22 protein-coding genes and 1 other RNA gene are annotated in these 20,896 nt (G+C 63.6%); 9 read left to right on the top strand and 14 right to left on the bottom strand.

The features are described 5' to 3' along the window. Positions 1-50: 50 nt before the first annotated feature. From KCG44_RS00115 to KCG44_RS00105, 3 genes are all read right to left on the bottom strand, one after another. A complete protein-coding gene (locus KCG44_RS00115) occupies positions 51-683 on the bottom strand; it encodes a histidine phosphotransferase family protein (RefSeq protein WP_218443443.1) in 633 nt (210 codons plus the stop codon). Between the two features lie 107 nt (positions 684-790). Continuing rightward, positions 791-994: a cold shock domain-containing protein gene (locus tag KCG44_RS00110; protein ID WP_369411924.1), complete on the bottom strand. Its 204-nt coding sequence runs from the start codon at positions 992-994 to the stop codon at positions 791-793. A 17-nt stretch (positions 995-1,011) separates the two neighbouring features. Beyond that, positions 1,012-1,437 carry a M67 family metallopeptidase gene (locus tag KCG44_RS00105; RefSeq protein WP_218443441.1) on the bottom strand — a complete coding sequence of 142 codons (426 nt, stop codon included), beginning with the start codon at positions 1,435-1,437 and terminating at the stop codon, positions 1,012-1,014. A gap of 17 nt (positions 1,438-1,454) precedes the next feature. Between KCG44_RS00105 and KCG44_RS00100 the strand changes: the two genes are divergently transcribed. From KCG44_RS00100 to KCG44_RS00080, 5 genes are all read left to right on the top strand, one after another. Further along, positions 1,455-2,414, top strand: a complete 960-nt coding sequence (locus KCG44_RS00100; RefSeq protein WP_218443440.1) for an RluA family pseudouridine synthase — start codon at positions 1,455-1,457, stop codon at positions 2,412-2,414. 96 nt (positions 2,415-2,510) lie between these two features. Continuing rightward, positions 2,511-3,416, top strand: coding sequence for an RNA polymerase sigma factor RpoH (rpoH, locus tag KCG44_RS00095; protein WP_218443439.1), 906 nt, complete (start codon positions 2,511-2,513; stop codon positions 3,414-3,416). A 262-nt stretch (positions 3,417-3,678) separates the two neighbouring features. Beyond that, positions 3,679-4,404, top strand: coding sequence for a monofunctional biosynthetic peptidoglycan transglycosylase (mtgA, locus tag KCG44_RS00090; protein WP_218443438.1), 726 nt, complete (start codon positions 3,679-3,681; stop codon positions 4,402-4,404). Between the two features lie 83 nt (positions 4,405-4,487). Next, positions 4,488-5,384 carry an AraC family transcriptional regulator gene (locus KCG44_RS00085; RefSeq protein ID WP_218443436.1) on the top strand — a complete coding sequence of 299 codons (897 nt, stop codon included), beginning with the start codon at positions 4,488-4,490 and terminating at the stop codon, positions 5,382-5,384. Further along, on the top strand, positions 5,381-5,875 hold the full coding sequence (locus KCG44_RS00080) for a hypothetical protein (RefSeq protein WP_218443434.1): 495 nt from the start codon (positions 5,381-5,383) through the stop codon (positions 5,873-5,875). Before KCG44_RS00085 ends, KCG44_RS00080 begins: the two co-directional genes overlap by 4 nt. A gap of 3 nt (positions 5,876-5,878) precedes the next feature. Here KCG44_RS00080 and KCG44_RS00075 read toward each other — a convergent pair whose 3' ends face one another. From KCG44_RS00075 to KCG44_RS00040, 8 genes are all read right to left on the bottom strand, one after another. Then, entirely contained in the window at positions 5,879-6,202 is a 324-nt protein-coding gene (locus KCG44_RS00075) for a YbaB/EbfC family nucleoid-associated protein (RefSeq protein ID WP_218443433.1), read from the bottom strand. Then, complete coding sequence (locus KCG44_RS00070; RefSeq protein ID WP_218443431.1) at positions 6,199-7,965, bottom strand: DNA polymerase III subunit gamma/tau; 1,767 nt, start codon at positions 7,963-7,965, stop codon at positions 6,199-6,201. The genes KCG44_RS00075 and KCG44_RS00070 overlap by 4 nt, the downstream gene beginning before the upstream one ends. 237 nt (positions 7,966-8,202) lie before the next feature. Next, positions 8,203-8,300: signal recognition particle sRNA small type (gene ffs / locus KCG44_RS00065), an RNA gene on the bottom strand. Between the two features lie 56 nt (positions 8,301-8,356). Then, positions 8,357-9,520, bottom strand: coding sequence for a KpsE/RkpR family capsule polysaccharide export protein (locus KCG44_RS00060; protein WP_218443429.1), 1,164 nt, complete (start codon positions 9,518-9,520; stop codon positions 8,357-8,359). An 11-nt stretch (positions 9,521-9,531) separates the two neighbouring features. Further along, entirely contained in the window at positions 9,532-10,320 is a 789-nt protein-coding gene (locus tag KCG44_RS00055) for an ABC transporter permease (protein WP_218443428.1), read from the bottom strand. After that, positions 10,317-11,588, bottom strand: a complete 1,272-nt coding sequence (locus tag KCG44_RS00050) for a glycosyltransferase family 4 protein (protein ID WP_255536231.1) — start codon at positions 11,586-11,588, stop codon at positions 10,317-10,319. Before KCG44_RS00050 ends, KCG44_RS00055 begins: the two co-directional genes overlap by 4 nt. Then, on the bottom strand, positions 11,585-12,793 hold the full coding sequence (locus KCG44_RS00045) for a capsule polysaccharide biogenesis protein (protein WP_218443427.1): 1,209 nt from the start codon (positions 12,791-12,793) through the stop codon (positions 11,585-11,587). The genes KCG44_RS00050 and KCG44_RS00045 overlap by 4 nt, the downstream gene beginning before the upstream one ends. Further along, positions 12,790-13,965 (bottom strand): capsular polysaccharide export protein, LipB/KpsS family, encoded by a 1,176-nt coding sequence (locus KCG44_RS00040; RefSeq protein WP_218443425.1) that lies wholly within the window; start codon positions 13,963-13,965, stop codon positions 12,790-12,792. The genes KCG44_RS00045 and KCG44_RS00040 overlap by 4 nt, the downstream gene beginning before the upstream one ends. A 126-nt stretch (positions 13,966-14,091) precedes the next feature. On the opposite strand from KCG44_RS00040, the gene KCG44_RS00035 reads away from it, so the two are divergent. Further along, positions 14,092-14,694 carry a DedA family protein gene (locus KCG44_RS00035; RefSeq protein ID WP_218443424.1) on the top strand — a complete coding sequence of 201 codons (603 nt, stop codon included), beginning with the start codon at positions 14,092-14,094 and terminating at the stop codon, positions 14,692-14,694. Here the strand turns inward: KCG44_RS00035 and mmsB are convergent. Next, on the bottom strand, positions 14,691-15,593 hold the full coding sequence (gene mmsB, locus KCG44_RS00030; RefSeq protein WP_218443423.1) for a 3-hydroxyisobutyrate dehydrogenase: 903 nt from the start codon (positions 15,591-15,593) through the stop codon (positions 14,691-14,693). The two genes, KCG44_RS00035 and mmsB, sit on opposite strands and share 4 nt — an antisense overlap. 43 nt (positions 15,594-15,636) lie before the next feature. Between mmsB and KCG44_RS00025 the strand changes: the two genes are divergently transcribed. Beyond that, complete coding sequence (locus tag KCG44_RS00025) at positions 15,637-16,275, top strand: D-Ala-D-Ala carboxypeptidase family metallohydrolase (protein ID WP_218443422.1); 639 nt, start codon at positions 15,637-15,639, stop codon at positions 16,273-16,275. A 48-nt stretch (positions 16,276-16,323) separates the two neighbouring features. On the opposite strand, the gene KCG44_RS00020 is transcribed toward KCG44_RS00025, so the two are convergent. After that, positions 16,324-17,097, bottom strand: a complete 774-nt coding sequence (locus KCG44_RS00020; protein WP_218443421.1) for an enoyl-CoA hydratase-related protein — start codon at positions 17,095-17,097, stop codon at positions 16,324-16,326. Positions 17,098-17,222: 125 nt separating this feature from the next. Continuing rightward, positions 17,223-18,368, bottom strand: a complete 1,146-nt coding sequence (locus tag KCG44_RS00015) for an acyl-CoA dehydrogenase family protein (protein ID WP_218443419.1) — start codon at positions 18,366-18,368, stop codon at positions 17,223-17,225. A 132-nt stretch (positions 18,369-18,500) separates the two neighbouring features. Here KCG44_RS00015 and KCG44_RS00010 point away from each other — a divergent pair, with 132 nt between their 5' ends. Then, positions 18,501-20,186 carry an EAL domain-containing protein gene (locus KCG44_RS00010; protein ID WP_218443418.1) on the top strand — a complete coding sequence of 562 codons (1,686 nt, stop codon included), beginning with the start codon at positions 18,501-18,503 and terminating at the stop codon, positions 20,184-20,186. Between the two features lie 325 nt (positions 20,187-20,511). Next, a partial coding sequence (locus KCG44_RS00005; protein ID WP_218443417.1) for a hypothetical protein occupies positions 20,512-20,896 on the top strand: 385 nt, incomplete at its 3' end.

The raw sequence follows: 20,896 nt of genomic DNA, 5'->3' as shown, positions 1-20,896 counted from the left end.
GTTAGGAGACGGCGACCTCTTTGGCCTGTCCGCTCAAGCGGCGATGATCGTCAGGCGGATAGCGTCACACCGAACACCAGCGAGCCTTCGGTCTCCGAAATCTGCACGGCCGTACCCGACTCCTGCGCCAGCAGGTGCACCAGATAGGCTCCGGCTGCGCGCGGCGTCAGATTATCGACATCGCTGTCTCCGGTCAGCACGGCTTTCAGGCTTTCATCCAGGAGAATCCGCGGCCCCTCGGCGCGGACGGCGACTTCAATCCTGTCCCCCTGGGCTTCGCTGGCGATCTGCAACGTGCCGCCGCGCAGCAGCGCATCGCCCGCCATCATGGCGAGGTTGAGCAGCATTTTCACGGCGCCCTTGGGCAGCGCGTGGCCTTCCATCAACCAGTTCACCTCGACCCGCTTGTCGGAGGCGTACAGGCCCTCAAGCGCGGCCTGTGCCTCGCGCGTGTCGATATTGTCGCCAAAGCCGCCCGCAGCGCCAAATGCCAGGCGAAAGAATTTCAGCTTGTTCGCTGTCTGCCGCGCGCTGTCCGCCAGCATTTCCATGCAGCGGGCCCGCATGTCCGGATCGGTTTCGTCCGCCAGCAGTTCGACGCCATTGTAAAGCGAGCCCACGGGGCTCACCAGATCATGGCACAGTCGAGAACAGAGCAGACTGGCAAATTCAGCTGCGTTCATGTCGGTTTCTCCTCAAGAACCCTGCTCCCGGGGGAGGAAGCAAGGGCGGTCCTACTTCATCAAAACGCACTCGAAACGGTTTTTATCCCTCACCGGCTATACGAAGCTCAGGCGGCGGCGACCATGGTAACGTCAAACGCGCTGACCCGCCCATCGCGTGCCTGGGTCAGTTCGAACTGGACGCGATCGCCTTCTTTCAGGGCTTCGGCGTCTCCGCTGGACAGGGACGATACATGTACGAATACATCGATCGCGCCGAGATCGGGTCTGATGAAACCGAAGCCCTTTTTGCGATCAAACCATTTGACGATGCCCTGTGCCAGCTGACTTATCCCTCTGTTTCATGCAGGCTGATGGTTAAGAACCTGTTATGCAACCCGGCAGGTCCGGCAAGATATGCGGCATGTTTTTCGCCTGCAAGGATCAGCCATAGCATGCCGTCGGGCGCGGCGCCGTCGGCATCGCGCGGCGATGGCTGCAGGTCGCCGTCAGGATGGGAATGATAATATCCCAAAAGCCGCGGTCCGCCCTGCCGCGCACCGCGCTGAGCCTGGAACAGGGCCGCAGGATCGATCTCGAATGCCCGGCGGGGCGTGGGAGAGATGTTTTGCGCGGGCCGTGTTTCCACAATGACCTGAACCCCTTCGGCGTCTCCAACGCGCCCCAGCAGCAGGCCGCACGCCTCGTCAGGGTACGCACTGACGGCATGATCGCGCGCGACCTGCAGAGCTTCCCTTGCGATTTGCCATTCCATGCCCGAAGTCCTGCCCTATGCCATCTGACAAGTCGAACCTGGAAATCACCATCCCCCTGGGCAGCGCCGGGGAACGGCTCGATCGGGCATTGGCCGCTGCCGTGCCCGAACTGTCCCGTGAACGGCTAAAGGCCCTTTTGAAGGAAGGCGCGGTCACCGGGGCGTCCGGGCCGGAGCGCAGCGCCTCGCGAAAGGTGCAGGTCGGGGAACGCTTCCACATCGCGATCCCCGCGCCGACGCCGGCGCGCGCGCGGCCGCAGGATATCCCCCTGACAGTGGTCTATGAAGATGACGACCTGATCGTCATCGACAAGCCGGCGGGACTTGTGGTTCACCCCGCTGCGGGCAATCCCGATGGTACGCTGGTCAATGCTCTGCTGCACCATTGCGGCGGAACGCTGAGCGGCATTGGCGGTGTCAGCAGGCCCGGCATCGTGCACCGGATCGACAAGAATACGTCGGGATTGCTGGTCGCCGCGAAAACGGAACCGACGCACATGGCGCTTGCCGCGCAGTTCGCCGCGCATAGCGTTGGCCGTTTCTACGCTGCGATCACGCGCGATCGTCCGGTGCCGCCCGCGGGCAGGATCGAGGGAAATATAGGCCGCTCGCCAAAGAATCGTAAGAAGATGGCGGTGCTTGAAGATGGCCGCGGCAAGCACGCGGTGACGCATTACCGCACCATCCAGCCGCTACGGAATGCCGCACTGATCGAATGCCGGCTGGAAACGGGCCGCACGCATCAGGTCCGCGTCCACCTGTCGGCGAAAGGCTTTCCGCTGCTTGGTGACCCGCTATATGGTGGAAAAGGTGGCGGTTCTCAGGGAAAGCTATTGTCTGCGCTGCGCTTTGAGCGGCAGGCCCTTCACGCAAAATCCTTGCAATTTGAGCATCCCTCAAGTAAAGAAATACTGTCTTTCGAAAGCCCGCTTCCCCGCGATATGCAGGAACTCGTGGCGGCGCTATCCGTTCATTAATATGAGTGAGACCATGTATCGTCGCCGTATCTTGGGACGAACGTGAAATTAGGCGCGGATGCCTGATAGGGTCCGCAAAATAGGAGTTAGGCCAATATGGCGAACAAAACTGTCCCCGCGACCATCCCTGCCATCGGCAGCGGCACGTCGCTCAATCGCTACATGAGCGAGATCAAGAAATTCCCGGTGCTTTCGCCAGAGGAAGAGTATATGCTCGCCAAGCGCTACAAGGAACATGGCGACCGCGAGGCGGCGCACCGCATGGTGACCAGCCATCTGCGTCTCGTTGCGAAGATCGCAATGGGCTATCGTGGTTACGGCCTGCCGACGGCCGACCTGATTTCCGAGGGGAATGTCGGGTTGATGCAGGGCGTCAAGAAATTCGAGCCCGACAAGGGCTTCCGCCTGTCGACCTATGCGATGTGGTGGATCCGCGCCTCTATCCAGGAATTCATCCTGCGCTCGTGGAGCCTGGTGAAGATCGGCACAACCGCCGCGCAGAAGAAACTGTTCTTCAACCTGCGCCGTATGAAAAGCCAGATCGACGCCTTTGAAGATGGCGACATGCACCCTGATGACGTGAAGCAGATCGCCACTGATCTGAAGGTCACGGAAGAAGAGGTCATTTCCATGAACCGCCGCATGATGCGCGGCGGCGACACCAGCCTGAATGCCCCGCTGCGCGCCGACGAAGGCGATTCGGAATGGCAGGACTGGCTGGAAGATGACGAGCCGTTACAGGACGCGATTGTCGCCGATGCCCAGGAAGCCGATGTGCGCTCCGCCCTGCTGGCCGAATCGCTCGACACGCTGAATGACCGCGAAAAGCATATCATCACGGAGCGGCGCCTGACGGAAAACCCGCAGACGCTCGAGGAACTGAGCCAGGTTTACGACATCAGCCGCGAGCGTGTGCGCCAGATCGAGGTGCGTGCGTTTGAAAAGCTTCAGAAAGCGATGACCGAGCTGGCCGAGGAACGGAATCTGCTCGAGGTCGCATAGACCGCGATTGACGTGAACGAAAACGCCCCGTCGGTGCAAAACGCACCGGCGGGGCTTCTTGTTGTTCCGGCGGGGAATGCCCAGCCGCAAAATTCCAGCCCCAATCATCCTTCGACTGCGCTCAGGATGATTTAGCTCGGAGTGTTGCACTTATTCCCGCGCACGCGGAAATCCAGTTGCGGAATCGATCCCAAGAGGCGACACCCCCCTGACTGGATTCCCGCGTGCGCGGGAATGACGGGTGGGCAGGGACAGAGTTTCAATGGCAAAACGTAAACGGCGATCGGCGGGCAAGCGTGCCAGAAAGCGCGGCTTCCGGCCGTTTCGTTTCCTCGGCAAGATGATCCTCACTGTCTTTCTCCTCACGCTTGTCTGGGCCGGAATTTACCGGTTCGTCCCCGTTCCGGCGACCAGCATCATGGTCCGGGACTGGACCAGCGGCACCGGCGTGACGAAGGACTGGGTGCCCATGTCCCGGATCAGCCCCAATATGCCGCGCGCCGTCATCGGCGCGGAGGATGCGAAATTCTGTGAACATTGGGGTTTCGATGTCGAGGCCATCGAAAAGGCCATGCAGAAGAACGAGCAGGGCGGCCGGCTGCGCGGTGCCTCGACAATATCCCAGCAGACCGCGAAGAACGTCTTCCTCTGGCCCGGGCGCAATATGGTCCGCAAGGGGTTGGAAGCCTATTTCACCGGACTGATCGAGCTGGCCTGGGGCAAACACCGCATCATGGAAGTGTACCTGAATGTCGCGGAATTCGATGCCGGCGTGTACGGGGTCGAGGCCGCCAGCCGTCATTATTTCAGCAAGAGCGCGAAGGATCTGACCCGCCGCGAAGCCGCGCGCCTGGCTGCCATCCTGCCCGACCCCGTCGGCCGCAGTGCGTCGAACCCCGGCCCCTATACGACGCGCTACGCCAGCCGCATCGAACGCTGGATCCCGATCGTCGATGGCGACGGGCAGGACAGCTGCCTGGGCATGTAAGCCAAAGCGCAAGACCGGACACGCCGCGCGGTGCGAACGGGTGTTATGCTGCCCTTCGGCAGGATGGTAAGGTAGGCACGGCTATGCGCAGCGACGTCAGGGACAGGATCGAACGTGCTGTCGATTTGATGTCGACACGGATGGCTGACGAGGATGCGCCGCCCAGCCTCGACGAACTTGCCGGCGCGGCGGCCTTTTCGAAATTCCACTTTCACCGCGTTTTTCGCATTGTGACGGGCGAGACCTGCGCCCAGGCTCTCGCGCGATTAAGGCTGGCACGCGGCACAAACGCGCTGCAGCGGCGGGAGCGGAGCGTTACCGACGCCGCCTTTCTGGCGGGCTATGGCTCCAGCCAGTCTTTTGCGAAGGCGCTGAAGATGCAGACGGGCAAGACGGCAAGCGAATTGCGAAACGAACCTCATATCCTCGCCCGGCTCGTCGAACGGCTCGCGCATGTCGAGATGGCAGGCGGTGAAGCGGGGCCACGCCTGCTGGCGATTGAAATTGCACGCTTCGATCCATTTGAAATCGTCGCCGTCAGGACCGAGGCGCTCTATCCCGATGTCGCCGGCACTTTCTCCGCGCTGGCGAGCGCGCTTGGCGGCACGCAAGGCGTTACCGCAATTATCGGCCGCGCGCATGACGATCTGGAGGGCGGCGTCGACGGCAGGCCCGTCTTCGATTGCGGGTTTCGGCTGCGCGCGGGTGACGCGGCCGTTCCGGCAGGCGCGGAGGCCATGACTGTCGCGGGCGGCGAGCATCTGCGCGCCCGGCACATCGGTAGCTACCGGGCGCTCCCGGGTACAGTCGACATCATCTACCGCATGATTCTCGGTCGCAGCGACCTGATCCTCGCCGATCGTCCGACGGTGTTTCACTATGTCGACGACCCCGGCGAAACCGCCGAAGCCTCGCTAAGGACGGACATACATGTCCCGATTTGCCGCATCGCATCACCGAAGGAAAAGGAATCGAAATGACAATTCTTCACACGGCTCGCGCAGTCGCTTTCGCGCTCGTTCTGGGGGCGGCGGTCCCGGGTGTCGCCCAGACGGCGGAAGACGGCCCGAAAGCACTGACGGGAGACTGGCATTCGGACTGCGACGCGTGGGGGACGCCCGCGAAATGCACGCTTCGCTGGATGCCGGGCCTCCACGAAACGCAGATGAACCTCGAATATGACGTGCGCGCGGCGGACGGCGGCGCCAGGCTTTTCATGGGACAGGGCGTCTACCGGATGGGCGATGACGATCTGTCCGGATATTGGATCGACACCAACGGTTCACTTCACCCGCTACACGCGGTCTGGCAGGATCGCACCCTCATAACGCACTGGGGCGAGGCGCAAACCGAGCGTGGCCGTTCGGAATACCGTATGGGGGAGGACGGCACGCTGATCGTCACCGACTGGGTTTTGACCGAGGACGGCTGGCGCGAATTCATGCGGGTGCAGTATCGACGCGCCCGCTGACCCTCAGAATGGCAGCTTGAAGCCCGGCGGCAGTGGCAGGGCACTCGACATCTTCTCCATTTCCGCCTGACCGGCGCGGTCGGCCTTCTCCTTCGCGTCGTTGAACGCGGCGGCAATCAGGTCTTCCAGCATTTCCTTGTCGCCGGGAACGATCAGGGACGGGTCGATGGTAACGCCGGTGATGCGGCCCTTCGCGGTCGCCTTGACGATGACCATCCCGCCGCCGGACTGTCCCTCGACATGGATATCATCCAGTTTCGCCTGCGCCTTTTGCAGTTCTTCCTGCACATTCTGCGCAGCGCGCATGATGTCGTCCATGTTTTTCATCGGGCTGTCCTTCGTTCGTCCCCGCGGGAATTGGTGTCCTGTAGCGTATAGTCGGTAAGTTCGGCATCCGGAAACGCGGCAAACACACGCTGGACATTGGGATCGGCCAGGACGGCGGCCGTCTCCGCTTCCCTGCGCGCCTCATCCTGCTGATGCAGTGTCATCGCGTCGCCGCCATCCTCGAAACGCGCGGTCAGCCTGTCACCGAAATGGGTGGTCATCCAGGCGTTGAGGCTGGCCATGCACCCCGGATTGCGCTTGCCGGTCAGCACCAGTTCGCCGCCCGCAAATGTCACCGGCGCGGCGTCATCATATAACCAGGCCCCCAGCATGGGCTCGTCGATCTCGACCGCCGCGACCAGCGCCGTGTAGTCCGCCGGTACCGGTTTCCCGCTGATCATCGCGGTCTGGGCTGGCGCGGACAGGGAAGCTTCCAGCGGCGGTGAATATTCCGGCGGCGCTGGGGAAACGCTCAGGTCGTCAGCCGTCGCCCCGCTGACCGGTGCGCTTGCCGACGCGCGCGCCGGTGTCGCGTCAGGCAAAGGCGGCTCGCTCCGGACCAGCGGCACATCCACCGTTTTTTCTTCGAGCGCGCGCATCAGGGCGCCGGGATCGGGCATGCCGGCGGCGTGGATGAGGCGCAGCAGCACCATTTCCGCCGTCTGCAGGGCCATCGTCCCGCGCTTCACTTCTTCCAGGCCCTTCAGCAGCAGCTGCCAGAACCGGTGCAGCGTCGCCGCGCTCATTTCGTTCGCCCACACGCCAAGCTGTTCTTGGCCCTCCGCCGACATGACGAGATCGACCTGCGCGCCCACTTGCACGCGCGTAATGGCGTGCACGGTTTCCAGCAGGGATTCGATCGCCATATCCGGCGCGACGCCCAGCTCATATTGCGCATTCAGTTCGGTCAAGGCCGCCTGCGAATCGCCCGTCAGGACCGCGGCAAGCAAAGCGCGCGTGCGGCCCCGGTCGCTAAGGCCCAGCATGGCGCGCACGGCCTCGGCGGTAATTTCCCCGGCTCCATGCGCAATCGCCTGGTCCAGCAGCGACAGTCCGTCGCGCACCGAGCCTTCGGCAGCGGCGGCGATCAGGCGCAGCGCGTCTTCCTCGATCCCGGCGCCTTCCTTTTCCGCGATGCCGGCGAAATGGCTGACAAGCAGGTCGGCGGGAATGCGCTTCAGGTCGAAGCGCTGAGTGCGCGACAGGACAGTGACGGGCACCTTGTTGAGCTCGGTCGTGGCGAAGATGAATTTCACATGGTCGGGCGGCTCTTCGAGCGTTTTCAGAAGCGCATTGAACGCGCTTTTCGACAGCATGTGGACTTCGTCGATAATATGGATCTTGTAGCGGCCGGAAACGGCGGCATAGCGTACCGAATCGATGACATCGCGCATGTCGTCGACGCCGGTATGGCTGGCGGCGTCCATTTCAACGACGTCGATGAAGCGGCCCTCGGTGATCGCCTTGCAGGGTTCACAGACACCGCACGGATCGATGGTGGGGCCGCCGCGACCGTCCGGGCCGATACAGTTGAGCGCCTTTGCGATCAGGCGCGCTGTCGAGGTCTTCCCGACCCCGCGGACGCCGGTCATCAAAAAAGCATGCGCGATGCGGTCCTTGGCAATCGCATTGCCCAGCGTCTGTACCATCGCATCCTGCCCGATCAGGTCGGCGAAACGCGTCGGGCGGTATTTCCGCGCCAGGACGCGATATTCCTGCGGCGCGTCGTCTGCGGGCGGCGATTCGAGACTGAAGTCGGACATGGCAAGAGTGTAGGCGCTTGGCGCGGGAATGTCAGCGCTTCGTTGGCCGATTAGGCATATGAGGCACCCCCCCCCAAAAAAAACCTGATCATCCTGAGCGCAGTCGAAGGACGCACTCAGGCTGCTGCGATACCATGGTGCGTCCCTCGACTGCGCTCAGGATGATCGGGGTACAGGTTTGGCAAGCGCTACCGGCGGAGCCGGAGGTGCAGCGGGCCAATCGCCTCATGCTGCGTTTTGGGTGGAAGCCGGAACGACCTGCGACGAATTCGTTACGGCTGCTTCCTTCCGGACCTGACCGGGTTGGCGAGTGCCGCACCCGCCCGACTTCCGTCAGCGCATATGGCGACGACGCGCTCATTTGGCAAGATTCGCCTGTCCGCGCCGGCAATCAGGCGGCGTGTTCGCGGACGCCCGCCAGGATCAGCCAGCCAATTCCATAGGCCAGCGCGAGCCCGAAGAGGAGCGTCAGCGTGATGGTGAACCGCTCCGGATAGAGCGCGCGTTCCGGCAGGTTCGGCTGCACAACGCGCTCCAGGAACAGATTCTGCCGCAGCGCATCGGCGCGCGCCTTGTCATACATGGCGGCTGTCATCTCGTAGCGCCGCGCTGCCAGTTCCTGCTCCATGCGCAGCGTTTCGAATATGCCGATTCCGGCGGCGACTGCGCCCTGTGCCGTACCGCTGAGGCGCGCTTCGGCGGCGGTGACCGCGCCCGATACAGAGGCGATGCGGCGGCGCATGGCGACGCGCTGCGGACTGTCGCGGGACACGCCCGCCATCGCTGCTTCCTGCGCGCGCAGCGACGCCAGTTCTCCGCGCAGTGCCGCGACCAGTTCCGTGCCTGCCTTCCCGGACAGGGCCGGGTCGATCTGGCGTTCGTCGCGGCGATATTGCGCCATGCGGCCATTGACAGCGGCAAGCTCGGCCTTCGCCTCGTCCAGCCGCGCACGCGTGCTCTCAACCAGTTCGGTCTCGCGCGCGCCATTCAGCGCATTGACGCGCTCTTCGCCAAGTTCCAGCAGCGTCGCGGCCAGCGTTTGCGCATGTTCTGGCCTGTAGGCCTGCACCGTCAGCGTCGTGATGCCCGTGTCGACATCGTAATCGACGCCCACCTTTCGGCGATAGTGCCGCAGCAGTGTTTCGGCTTCCGGGTCGGCGGACCACAGGCGCGAGATCATGTCGGCTTCCGGCGCGCGGAAAATGCTCACCAGATCCAGCTTTTCATCAGCGGCGGCCACGGCGTCGTGGGAATCGAGATAGTCGGCGACACTGATCGCATCGCCGCTGCCGCCGCCCAGTCCGCCAACACCGCCCATGCCGATCATCTGCGCAAGGCCGCCGACTTCGATGCCCGAACCGCCGGGGTCCGACGAACGGATCAGGAAATGCGTTTCGCTTCGATACTGGTCCGCCGCGAACAGGAACAGCCACGCGGCGACCAGGGCGGTCGGCGCCAGCACCAGCGCGATGAACCAGCGGTTGCGCCGCGCCCAGCTGCGCCGCGGCGGTGCCTCGGTTTCGGTCAGCAAATAGGGCGGGGTCTGCGTGTCCATCGCGTCTGCCCTTAACCGATATGCACATGTCTGCGAACCGCGCGAACGGCGAGGAGGCCCAGGAACAGCACGACCATGCAGGAAAACACCAGATAGACCGGCTGCACATAGGTCGCCTCCGCGCCCGCGAACTGGCCATGCCGGATCAGCTCGAACATCTGCGTCATCGGGAACCATGACATGATGTCCCGATATGGCTGCGGCAGCCATTCCAGCATGTAGAACGCGCCGGAAAGCGGCAGCAATATATAGCTGATCGGATGGACGAACTTGGTCACGAGGCGGTTCTCGTTCGTGGCCGCGCACACCAGCAGGGACAGGCCGAACGACCATATCCACAGACAGGCAAGTCCCGCCAGCAGCGCCAGCGGCCGGGCAGGCGGCATCGCCGCTCCCGCCAGCGTCGCCGCGCCCAGCAGCACCGCGAGCACGACAATCGTCGCCGCCAGCTCCAGCAGGCCGCGTGCCAGCACCATGTCGAAGATCGTCACCTGCCGGTGATATAGCAGCGGCGTGTTGGTTTCGATCACGGCATCGGCGCGCGTGAACAGGGCGCGGAACATGATGAAGGTGGTATAGCCGATCAGGCCGAAGGGGACGGGATCGATCGACGTTGCCGGGCTGTTCGGGTTGCCCACGTGGATAAGCGCCACCAGCAGCGACAGCAGCGCAGGCTCCAGGAACAGCCACAAATAGCCGACATTGTCGCGGCCATAGCGGGTGTGCAATTCCCGCATGATCAGCGCGCCAACGACGCTGCGCTGGATCGAGAAGGCGTCGTTCAGGGTCATCACATTCATGCCATCACGGCCTCTGCGGCGGCGATGACAGTGTCAAGATGCGCGTCCCATGCCGGGGCCTGCCAGTCCGCCATGCGCGCCCGCTGCGCTTCGCGGCGCGGGCCGTCCGTCATATAGTCCAGGATCGCCCTGCCCCAGCCGTCGCCGTCCAGCGGGCTCAGGAACTCCGGCACCTCGCCGCCGGCATCGTGATGCGCGGCCAGGTTGCTGGCGATGACCGGCGTGCCCACGGCCAGCGCTTCGGCGACGGGCAGGCCGAACCCCTCGGCAAAGCTGGGCATCAACAGCGCGCGCGCGCCGCGCATCAGAGCCGTCAGTTCCGGCTCCGCCAGCGGCCCAAGCTCCCGCACGTGCGGACGCGTTGCGGGGCCGCGCTCCAGCAGGTCCAGAATGTGCTCATTCTCCCACCCCCGGCGACCCACGACCAGCAGTTCGGGAATATCCTCGGGCGCGCGGGTTTCCGCGAAATGCCGCCAGACCTGTAACAGCAGCAGGTGATTCTTCCGCGGCTCAATTGTGCTGACGCACAGGAAATAGGGCCGGGCACGTGTGGTCGGCTCGCCGGGGCGGGGGATGTCCACGCCCAGCCGGGACGCATGAATGGGTGGGTGATCCGCGGCTTCCCAGAAGGCGTGAAGCGCTGCGGCCGTCGATGCGCTGTTCGTTACCAGCGCGTCCGCTTCCAGCCGCAATGTCTCCATGCGCGCGGCATGTTTCGCTGCGCCGTCGGGCCGGGCATATTCCGGATGTGTCAGCGGGATCAGGTCATGCACCAGCGCCACCAGCCGCGCATCCAGGCTGCGCTTCATGGCGCGAAAACGTGCGCGATTGTGCAGATTGCTGGGCGAGGCGAGGATCATCGTCCCGCCGCGCCCGGGCGGGGCCAGGCGCGGCACGGCACCCGCCAGTGTTTTCAGCGTGTGTCCCGATCCCGCAGCCCTCACACCCGCCCATTTCGCCTGCTCACGGTCGAGGAAGCGCGCGACATCGTCAGGGCGCAGGGCACCGAACAGTCCCGTCGGATGGCGCGCGACATAGCCAAGATCACTGCCAAGAAGCTGCGGCAGGTGCGTCGCATAGGCCATTTCGACCCGGTCGACGCCGGTCGGCGCCGGGTGGTGCACGCGCGACATCAGCCGGGACAGGTCCAGGTGAAAGCGCGGCCCGCCACGGGCAGGCGCCAGGGCGGCCCGCATGCGCCCGGGCGCACCGGGCAGGGTCAGGACGTTGCTGCCCGGTCCCAGCCGCTTCAGGGTCCGCTGCGTCATGCCGACAGCCTCTCATCGCCGGGGAATGCGCGCGCGGGGGCAAGGATTTTCCGGGCGGACCCCTCGACAAGGATCGCCAGCCCGGCCTCGCTGCCATGGTCGCCCGCGACGAGCGCATCGTGTTTCACGACCGTTTCGAAGGCGCGGTACAGCCCGGCATCCGGCGTCTCCGGCGCCTGCCAGAAACTGGCCAGGTCCCCGCCATGCGTCAGGCCCGCAATATCGTAAATCGCCGTACCCATGGCTTTCACCGGAACGCCGCGCTGAAGCGCCTCAAGCGCCGACGTGCTGTTGACTGTCACCAGCCCCGCCGCATGTGCCAGCATGGCGGACAGGTCGCCGCCGGCGGAATAGAATATCCGTGCGCCCTTCACCTGCGGCAGCCAGTCGACGCGGCCATTGTCATGGGGGTGGACCTTCACGATCAGATATGTGTCTGCGGGCGCATTCGCGGCGAAATCCTGAAGGATCGCCGCCAGCGCCGCCGTCATTCCGCCATAAGGCGAATGGGTGCGCAGCGTGAAGTCCATATCCATCTGCATTGGCAGCACGAAATAGCGCTTTCCCGCACATGCCGCGCGCGCCTGCGCGGTCAGGTGCGCATCCCGTTTCCGGCGCAGCCAGCGGCGCGAATATCCCGCCGCTTCGGTCAGCGGCGCACAGCCCCGGTGCCAGCCGCGATATGGATAGCGCCGGAACGCGGCCCCGATATGCGCGCGCGCATAATACATGAACGTACCCCAGCTCTTCTCTCGCCCCGAGGGTGGCAGGTCTGGCGCAGCGGGCATTGCGGATAGCTGAACGGCGCGGGCACGCAGGGCATAGGGCGTGCGCGGCAGCGGCGAATACCCGTTCACGCCGCCCTGTTCCAGCGTCATGAATCCGGGGCGGAAATAGCCTTCCTCGAAGACATGGATGGCTGCATTTCTGCGCCTTGCCGCCTCGATGGCGTGCCGGTGATCGGGGCGGCAATCGCCGTAGAGGACAAGGTCGGTGGTTCCCTGTTCGGCCATGATCGCCGCGACCTCTTCGGGCCAGCGTTCAGGCCGGGACCTGACGCTGCGGCCCTGCGGCCAGTCATGCCGGTCGCCCGCATTCAGGTTGATGCGCAGCACCCTGTGCCCCTCCGCCGACAGGCGCGCGCCCAGCCTGCGAAAGAACGCGCCCTGCGGCCCCTGCAGGAACAGGAAACGCCGCCCGCTCATGCCCGCTTCCTCAGTGCCGCCGTGACCCTGCCCTGCGCGCGGCGGATGCGCGTCAGGGCCGTCACCGGCGTCGGCACCTGTCCCTCCAGCCGGGAGACGAGCACTTCGGGCGGGCAGGGCAGGCCGCTGACGGGGTCAAGATAGCGGGGATACAGGATCAATGTGGCCGCGATCAGTTCGTTCAAGCTGCGCCGCCGCGTCCGGCGTGCGGGCACCGCGCCCCTGTCCTCGGTCAGCCCCCAGCCCGCGTAGAATGGCACGCCATATGTCGTCACCGGCAGGCCGCGCAGCAGCGCCTCGAACCCCGTCAGGCTGGTCAGTGTGTGCACTTCATCGACGGCAGCGAACAGCGACGTCAGCCGCGCATCGCGCACGACGATATCGGCAAGCTGCGCAGCCTCTCCGGGTGCTGGCCCGCCTGACCTCAGCCCGGCCTCGACGTCCGGATGCGGTTTGAAGACGATGCAGGCATCCGGCCGCGCGTTTCTGACGGCGGCCAGCAGCGCCGCATTGCTCTGGAGGGGCCCGCCGCCCAGCCTGACCGAGCGGTCATCCTCGACCTGCCCCGGCACCAGGATCAGACGGCGGCCTTTCGGCAGATCCACGGGTTCCCCCCGCGCGCCATATTTGATGATGTCGGCCCTGACGATCCGCGCCGCCAGCTGCGCAGCCCGCGTGCGGAGCGCCGCGCCGATGTCCTCATGCTCCAGCAGATATTCCAGGTCACTCGGGCCGGAGGGATCGTAATAGATGCCGCGCCCGTCGACCACGATGGACAGCGGCGCATTCAATTCCGCGCCAAGGCCGCGCGAGCGGATGAAGCCGTCCTCGATCTGTATGTCACCCGGTTCAGCATCGGCCCGGCTTGGCCATATGGCGCGGCGGCCACCTGCCTTGGCACCGTCATGCCAGAGAAAACGGCTTATGGTTTCGCGCTTCCACGCGCGGATGCCCGCCGTCTTCGCAATATCGCGGTTTTGATTCTGCAAACGGCGCCAGAAGGCGACCAGCTCGGCGAATGCGGCTTCGTCAACGTCGCCGCCAAAAAATGGCTCGCGATACAGCAGGCGGTCACCGTCCACCCGCACGAGCGAGTCGATCAGGGGCGCGGCCCAGGGAAAGCGCACAGGGTGAACCGCCGACGCGCCGGGCGGCACTGCGGTCCGTGTCATTTTACCGGGGGAAGCCAAACGCACACCGCGCACATGTTAATGATATCGCGGCAAAAGGCCAATCGCTAGAAGTACGGCCCGAGGTCGGCGCCGCCGCACCGGTTTCGCCAGCATAAGAGACATGCAATGACCGACTGGATCGAACAGCTTATCGCGCAGGCGGGATATTCCGGCATCGCCTTTCTGATGTTTCTGGAAAACCTGTTCCCGCCCATTCCATCAGAGGTCATCATGTCACTGGCGGGGTATGCGGCGGCGCAGGGCAATGGCCTGTCGCTCACCGGTGTGATCGTCTCGGGCAGTCTCGGGTCCCTGATCGGCATGACCTTCTGGTATTATGTCGGCCGCTGGTTCAGTCAGGAGCGCCTGCGGGAACTGGTCCTGCGCCACGGACGCTGGCTCACCATTGGTGTGCGAGAGCTCGACCGCATCGACTATTGGTTCGAACATGGCGGCCGCTGGGCCATCATGATCGGCCGCTGCGTGCCGACCATCCGGACGCTCATATCCGTCCCGGCGGGCATTTTCGCGATGCCGCTCAGGGTGTTTCTGCCGCTGACCTTCATCGGCGTATCCGCCTGGAACGCGGCGCTCGCATGGCTCGGATATCAGCTGGGCGGCGAATATCAGGCGATCGAGCAGTATCTGGGACCGGTGTCGCTCGCCGTGATCGCGGCGATGGTGGCCTTCTATCTGTGGCGCGTCGCGACCTTCACATCGCCGCGCTAGTCGTGCTTCCGTCCGGCGGGCCTACCGTTCAGCATTTCGATGATGGCGGAAAAATCGCGCGCGCCTTCGCCTGCGGACACCAGTATCTGATACAGTTCCTTGGCCAGGCCGCCCATCGGCGTCGCCGCGTCGGCCGACCGTGCCGCTTCCGCCGCCAGCTTCAGGTCTTTCAGCATCAGCGCAGCCGCAAAGCCGCCCGCATAGCCCCTGTCCGCCGGACTGTCCGGGCCAACGCCGGGTAGCGGGCAATAGGAGGTCAGCGACCAGCTCTGCCCCGATGACACACTGGCGATGTCATAAAATGTCTGCGGGTCGAGACCAAGCTTCTGCGCCAGCGCCAGCGTCTCGCAGGTTGCCGCCATGGTCGCGCCCAGCAGCATATTGTTGCAGATCTTCGCCGCCTGGCCCGCACCGGCATCGCCGGCGTGAATGACGGCCTTTCCCATGGCGGACAGGATCGGCTCCGCCCGCGCGAACGCGCCCGGACTGCCGCCGACCATGAAGGTCAGCGTGCCCGCCGCCGCCGCCGCGATGCCGCCCGACACCGGGGCATCCACCATCGGAAAGCCTGCTGTCCCGGCCGCGCCCGCGACACTGCGCGCGGTCCCGACATCGATGGTCGAGCAGTCGAGGAGCAGCGTGTCCGGGTTCGCCGCCGGAAAGACGTCATGCTTGTAGACAGCCGCCACATGGCTGCCCGCTGGCAGCATGGTGACGACGGCGTCCGCACCGCGCACCGCCTCCGCCGCCGATGCGGCGCGCGTGCACCCGGCGGCGGCGGCCACCGCCAGGGCATCGTCCGACAGGTCGAAAGCCCGGACGTCATGACCCGCCTTCACCAGGTTCGCGGCCATGCCGCCGCCCATGTTCCCCAGTCCGATGAAAGCGATTATTGTCATTTGTTCCTGTCCCATTCAGCTTTGGTCGCTATGAATATGCGACATGAAACGGCTTTTGATGACAATAGGCCTGGTGATGGCGCTCTGCCAGCCTTTCAGCGATATTTCCGGCGCGCGCCTGTCGGGCGCGGCCCAGGCGGCGGAGCCGGGCGCGGACGAATATGCCGTCTGGCTGCGCGAACCGGGCAACCGGGAACGGGTCCGCTTGTTCGAGGAGGAACTGGCGAAACGCGACCTTCTGGGCGTCGTGCCCACCTATCAAATCCTGCGGACCGCGCTGTCATGGCGTTCATGTCGGGCCAGTCCCTTTGCCTTGCCTGACAGGCAGCTTTGGGACGGCGCTTTCCGCAGCCTCAAAGTGCTGAAGACCGAAATCGTGCCGCGCATCGGTCCGGTGTCGATCGTATCGGGCTATCGCCATGCGACGCTCAACGAATGTGCGGGCGGCGCGGCGCGCAGCGTTCACCGCGAATTCGGGGCATTCGACGTCTTTGCTATCGGTGCGCTCAGCCGCGACGATATGATCGAACACCTCTGTGCCTGGCACGACGCGCGCGGTGCCGACCTCTCTGCCGGTCTTGGTATCTACCAGCTGAAGAAATTCCACATCGACGTCGGCCTGCGCGGGTATCGCCGCTGGGGCAGCGACTATACGATCAGGAGCGCGCCCTGCGCGGTCTAGGCCGCAGCGGCATCCCCAGTTCCCCCGTGACATGGGGGACGCTTCCCTTCACCGTCCCTTGAAGTCTCCGGCGCGTTTTTCGCTGAACGCCGCCATGCCCTCTTTCTGGTCTTCCGTGCCGAACAGGCCGTGGAAAACGCGGCGTTCGAAATTGATGCCCTGCGCCAGCGTCATCTCATAGGTGCCGTTCACCGCTTCTTTCGCGGCCATCGCGGCCAGCGGCGGCATCGCGGCGATGGTCTCCGCCATCTTCATCGCTTCGTCGATCAGCGAATCCGCGGGAACGACTTTCGCGACCAAGCCGGAGGCTTCCGCCTCGGCCGCCTTCATGTTGCGGCCCGTCAGGATCATCTCCATCGCCTTCGCCTTGCCAATGGCATGCGTCAGGCGCTGTGATCCGCCCATGCCCGGAATAACGCCCAGCTTGATTTCCGGCTGGCCGAAGACGGCGGTGTCGGCGGCGATCAGAATGTCCGCCATCATCGCGACTTCACAGCCGCCGCCAAGCGCATAGCCCGCGACCGCGGCGATCCACGGTTTGCGCGTGCGGGTCACGGCCTCCCAGCCCGCGAAGAAATTCGACCCGTACATGTCACCGAACGACTGCGGGGCCATCTCCTTGATGTCCGCCCCTGCCGCGAAAGCCTTCTCGCTGCCCGTCAGGACCAGACAGCGCTGGCTGTCATCCGCATCACAGGCGGCAAAGGCTTCCGTCAGGTCGGCCAGCACCGCGCTGGAAAGCGCATTCAGCGCCTTGGGCCTGTCGAACGTAACGAGCGTGACGGCACCGCGCCGCTCTACCTTGATCGTGTCATAGGTCATAATCTTGACTTCTCTAAAACAAGGAACGGGAATGAATATATGTGATCGAGCGGCATGTGCCGAAACGCGGGTCGCGAAGACAAGAAACCGCACATGGCGCCGGATGTCATTATCAGGGTCTTCGATTATTGCCGCAACATGTCCCGCCCGACGATCATGCGCATGATCTGGTTGGTGCCCTCAAGGATCGAGTGGACACGCAGGTCGCGCCAGAAGCGTTCGATGGGGTAATCCTGCAAATAGCCATAGCCGCCGAACAGCTGCAGTGCGTCATTGACGACTTTTGACCCTGTGTCAGTCGCCAGGCGCTTGGCCATGGCGGCGAAGCGGGTCTTGTCGGGGGCGTTTGCGGTGACCTTTGCGGCGGCGACGTAGAGCAGCATGCGGGCGGCCTGCAATTCGGTTTCCATATCGGCCAGCATGAACTGCGTGTTCTGGAATTCGGCGATGGGCCTGCCAAATTGCTGGCGCTCCCTGGTATAATTGATGGCTTCGTCCAGGCAGCGCTGCGCCCCGCCCAGCGAGCAGGCACCGATGTTGAGCCGCCCGCCGTCCAGACCCATCATGGCGATGCGAAAGCCTTCGCCCTCCGCCCCGACCAGATTTTCCGCCGACACCCGCACATCCTCGAAAATCACCTGCCGGGTCGGCTGCGAATGCCAGCCAAGTTTTTTCTCATTCGCACCGAAACTGACGCCGGGCATGTCCTTTTCCACGACGACGCAGCTAATGCCTTTCGGCCCGGCTTCGCCCGTGCGGACCATGCAGACATAAACCTCATTCTCGCCGGCGCCGGAAATAAACTGCTTGGAACCATTCAGGATGTAGTGATCGCCGTCTTTCACGGCGGTGGTTTTCAGCGCCGAGGCATCGGAGCCAGATCCCGGCTCCGTCAGGCAGTAAGAGGCGATTCGGTCGCAGCCGATAAGGTCGGGAAGATATTTCTCCTTCACGATATCGCTGCCGAAGCGGTCGATCATCCACGATGCCATATTGTGGATGGATATGAACGCACTGGTCGAGGCGCAGCCATATGACATCGCCTCCATGATCAGCGCGGCCTCGAGTCGCCCAAGGCCGATTCCGCCCGAATCTTCGGACACATAGATCGCGGCAAAGCCAAGCTCCGCGGCGGCCTTCACCACCTCTCGGGGGAAGTGATGGGTTTCATCCCATTCCGCCGCGCTCGGCGTGATCATGTCAGCTGTGAACTTGCGCGCCGTTTCCTGAATGGCGCGCTGTTCGTCGGTAAGGTCGAATTGGTTTTCCATGGCTCATGCTCCTACCATTTTGAACGCACGCATCCAGTGCTGCCTTTGCCTGCCCAAACGAACTCCACTGCCCGGGGCCATCCGCGGGCGAATCCTTACCTCTCTTTAACCTGCACGTCGTAGCGAGTTTTCATGACGCTCGTCTCGTCCATCCCGCGCGCTTATCTTGTGCTGACACTGGTTGCCAATCTCGCAATCATCATGGCGGCCTTGACGGGCTATCCGGAAATCAGCGCGTTTATCGCCGCGGGATCGGCGATCTGTCTCGTTCTGCACTATCATGACGACCACCGTGCGTCCCTGCTTTTCAAGGATGTCGGCGCGGACATCGCGCCGCTGAATTACCGGCCCTGGCTGGATGCGCGCAATGGCGGCCTGGCGGGCGTCGACATCATTGTTCCCGCGAACAGCAGTTTCCGCACCTTTTCCGCGACCTCGCGCCGCGCCTTTGCCGACGCCGCTGGCTGGACAGCGCTGCGGCTGGGCATGCGATTGCCGCGCGCCCTTCTGCGCAGGCCGAAACTTCTGGGCAGGTGGCTTTCGGGGGTAGACCGGGATCTGTTTCCACGGCTGGAGATCATTGTTCCGCTCTCTGCCCTGCGCCCCTGGTCGCGCACGGCTGCGGGCCTTTCGCTTTTGCGCCGTGAGGGCATTCTCATCCGCGTCAATGGCGATCTTGGACGGCGCGCCCATGCCGATGCCGTGATGCTGCCTGCCGGATGGACCGCGGCGAAGCTGGCATGGCGCGCCGACGCCAATGCGTTGCTCGGTCGCCGCGTCATGTGTGCTTCCATCGATGATGCGGACGTGGAGCGGAAAATCATTTCATCGGGTGTCCATCTCGTTTCGGGTGGAAGATATGTAGAGGATATCGGTGCGGAAGAGGTAACGGCGATGCTGCCGCTGAGCGACGCCGCCATCGCGAAAGCCGCGGGTCGGCGCGCGGGAAGGAAAGCGGGGATGGCGCCCTTCGCGTCTTTGATGCCCGCGATGCTCCGCAGGTCGGAGCGCGATCTGCTGGCGGACCTCAGGCACGGATTCGATAATGGCGAAGTCTCGCTTCACTATCAGCCCAAGATGAAATGCCGCACGAATGAAGTCGATAGTGTCGAGGCCTTGATCCGCTGGACGCATCCGGTGCGCGGTGCGGTTGGTCCCGCCCAGTTCATCCCGCTGGCGGAGCGCAGCGGCGACATTCTGACGCTGACCTGGTGGACGCTCGAACGCGCTGTCATCGATCAGCGCAGGATGATGCAATTGGGTCTGCACGTCGACATGAGCGTCAATATCAGCGCTGGCCTGATTTCAGATCCCAGGTTCATCGCCGAGGCGATCAAGCGGCTTGAAACCCGGCACGGGAATGTCGCTTTCGAAATTACCGAAACGGCCATTATCGAAGATCCCGATGCGGCTCTTGAGGGGCTGGAACGGCTTGTCGATGCCGGTATCAACCTGTCCATCGATGATTACGGCGTGGGCATGTCGTCGCTGACATATCTGAAACGCGTGCCGGCCAAGGAGCTGAAGATCGACCGGCTTTTCTCGGCAGAATTAACGAAAAGCCACAATGACCCCATGCTCATGCGTTCGTCGATCGACCTGGCACACGGTCTCGGCATGGAAGTCACTGCCGAAGGCATCGAAACGGAGGCGGCGCTCGCGCTGCTGCGTGTCATGGGCTGCGACCGCGTGCAGGGTTACCTGACCGGCCGGCCGATGCCACTCGAAGAGCTTGTCGAGCATGTCCGCGAGCAGCGCCATTTGAAAGCCCTGGATGGACATGGTGCCGGCTTCACGCGCGCCGCCAACTTCTGGTAGCAAGAATAGGCCATTCAGAGACAAGACAATTGGGGAGCGCTTGTGAATCGCGTGCCAATTTGCACCAGCGAAATACTCGGTCTCTTCTAAGCGGCTGAAGTCCAGCGGATTCCTGCAGAGAAAGCCGCCGCTTCCAAATACCTCAAATGGTTAACCGGGAGCGACTCGGAACCCCTCTTGCCATTAAGACGTTGTTGAGTTAATTATCCGTTAACTCTAATCGGGGACGTCTGTCATGCGTAAACTTGCTAAAATTGTTACTGCTGCGACCGCAGCTCTCTTCGCCACTTCCGCTGCGGCTTATGGTGAAATTATTCCACTAAATATGAATGAATACGGCGAAATTATTCCACTAGATAATAATGGTTATGGCGAGATCATTCCGCTGACGGCATCGAACGGTTATGGCGAGATCATTCCGCTGACGGCATCGAACGGTTATGGCGAGATCATTCCGCTGACGGCATCGAACGGTTATGGCGAGATCATTCCGCTGACGGCATCGAACGGCTATGGCGAGATCATTCCGCTGACGGCGTCGAATGGTTACGGCGAGATCATTCCGCTGACGGCGTCGAATGGTTATGGCGAGATCATTCCGCTGACGGCGTCGAATGGCTATGGCGAGATCATTCCGCTGACGGCGTCGAATGGCTATGGCGAGATCATTCCGCTGACGGCATCGAATGGCTATGGCGAGATCATTCCGC

The sequence above is a fragment of the Pacificimonas pallii genome, assembly GCF_019204005.1.
Classification (GTDB): Bacteria; Pseudomonadota; Alphaproteobacteria; order Sphingomonadales; family Sphingomonadaceae; genus Pacificimonas; species Pacificimonas pallii.
The sequence above is the reverse complement of the archived record's forward strand: the minus strand, read 5'-3'. Positions and strand labels throughout refer to the sequence as shown.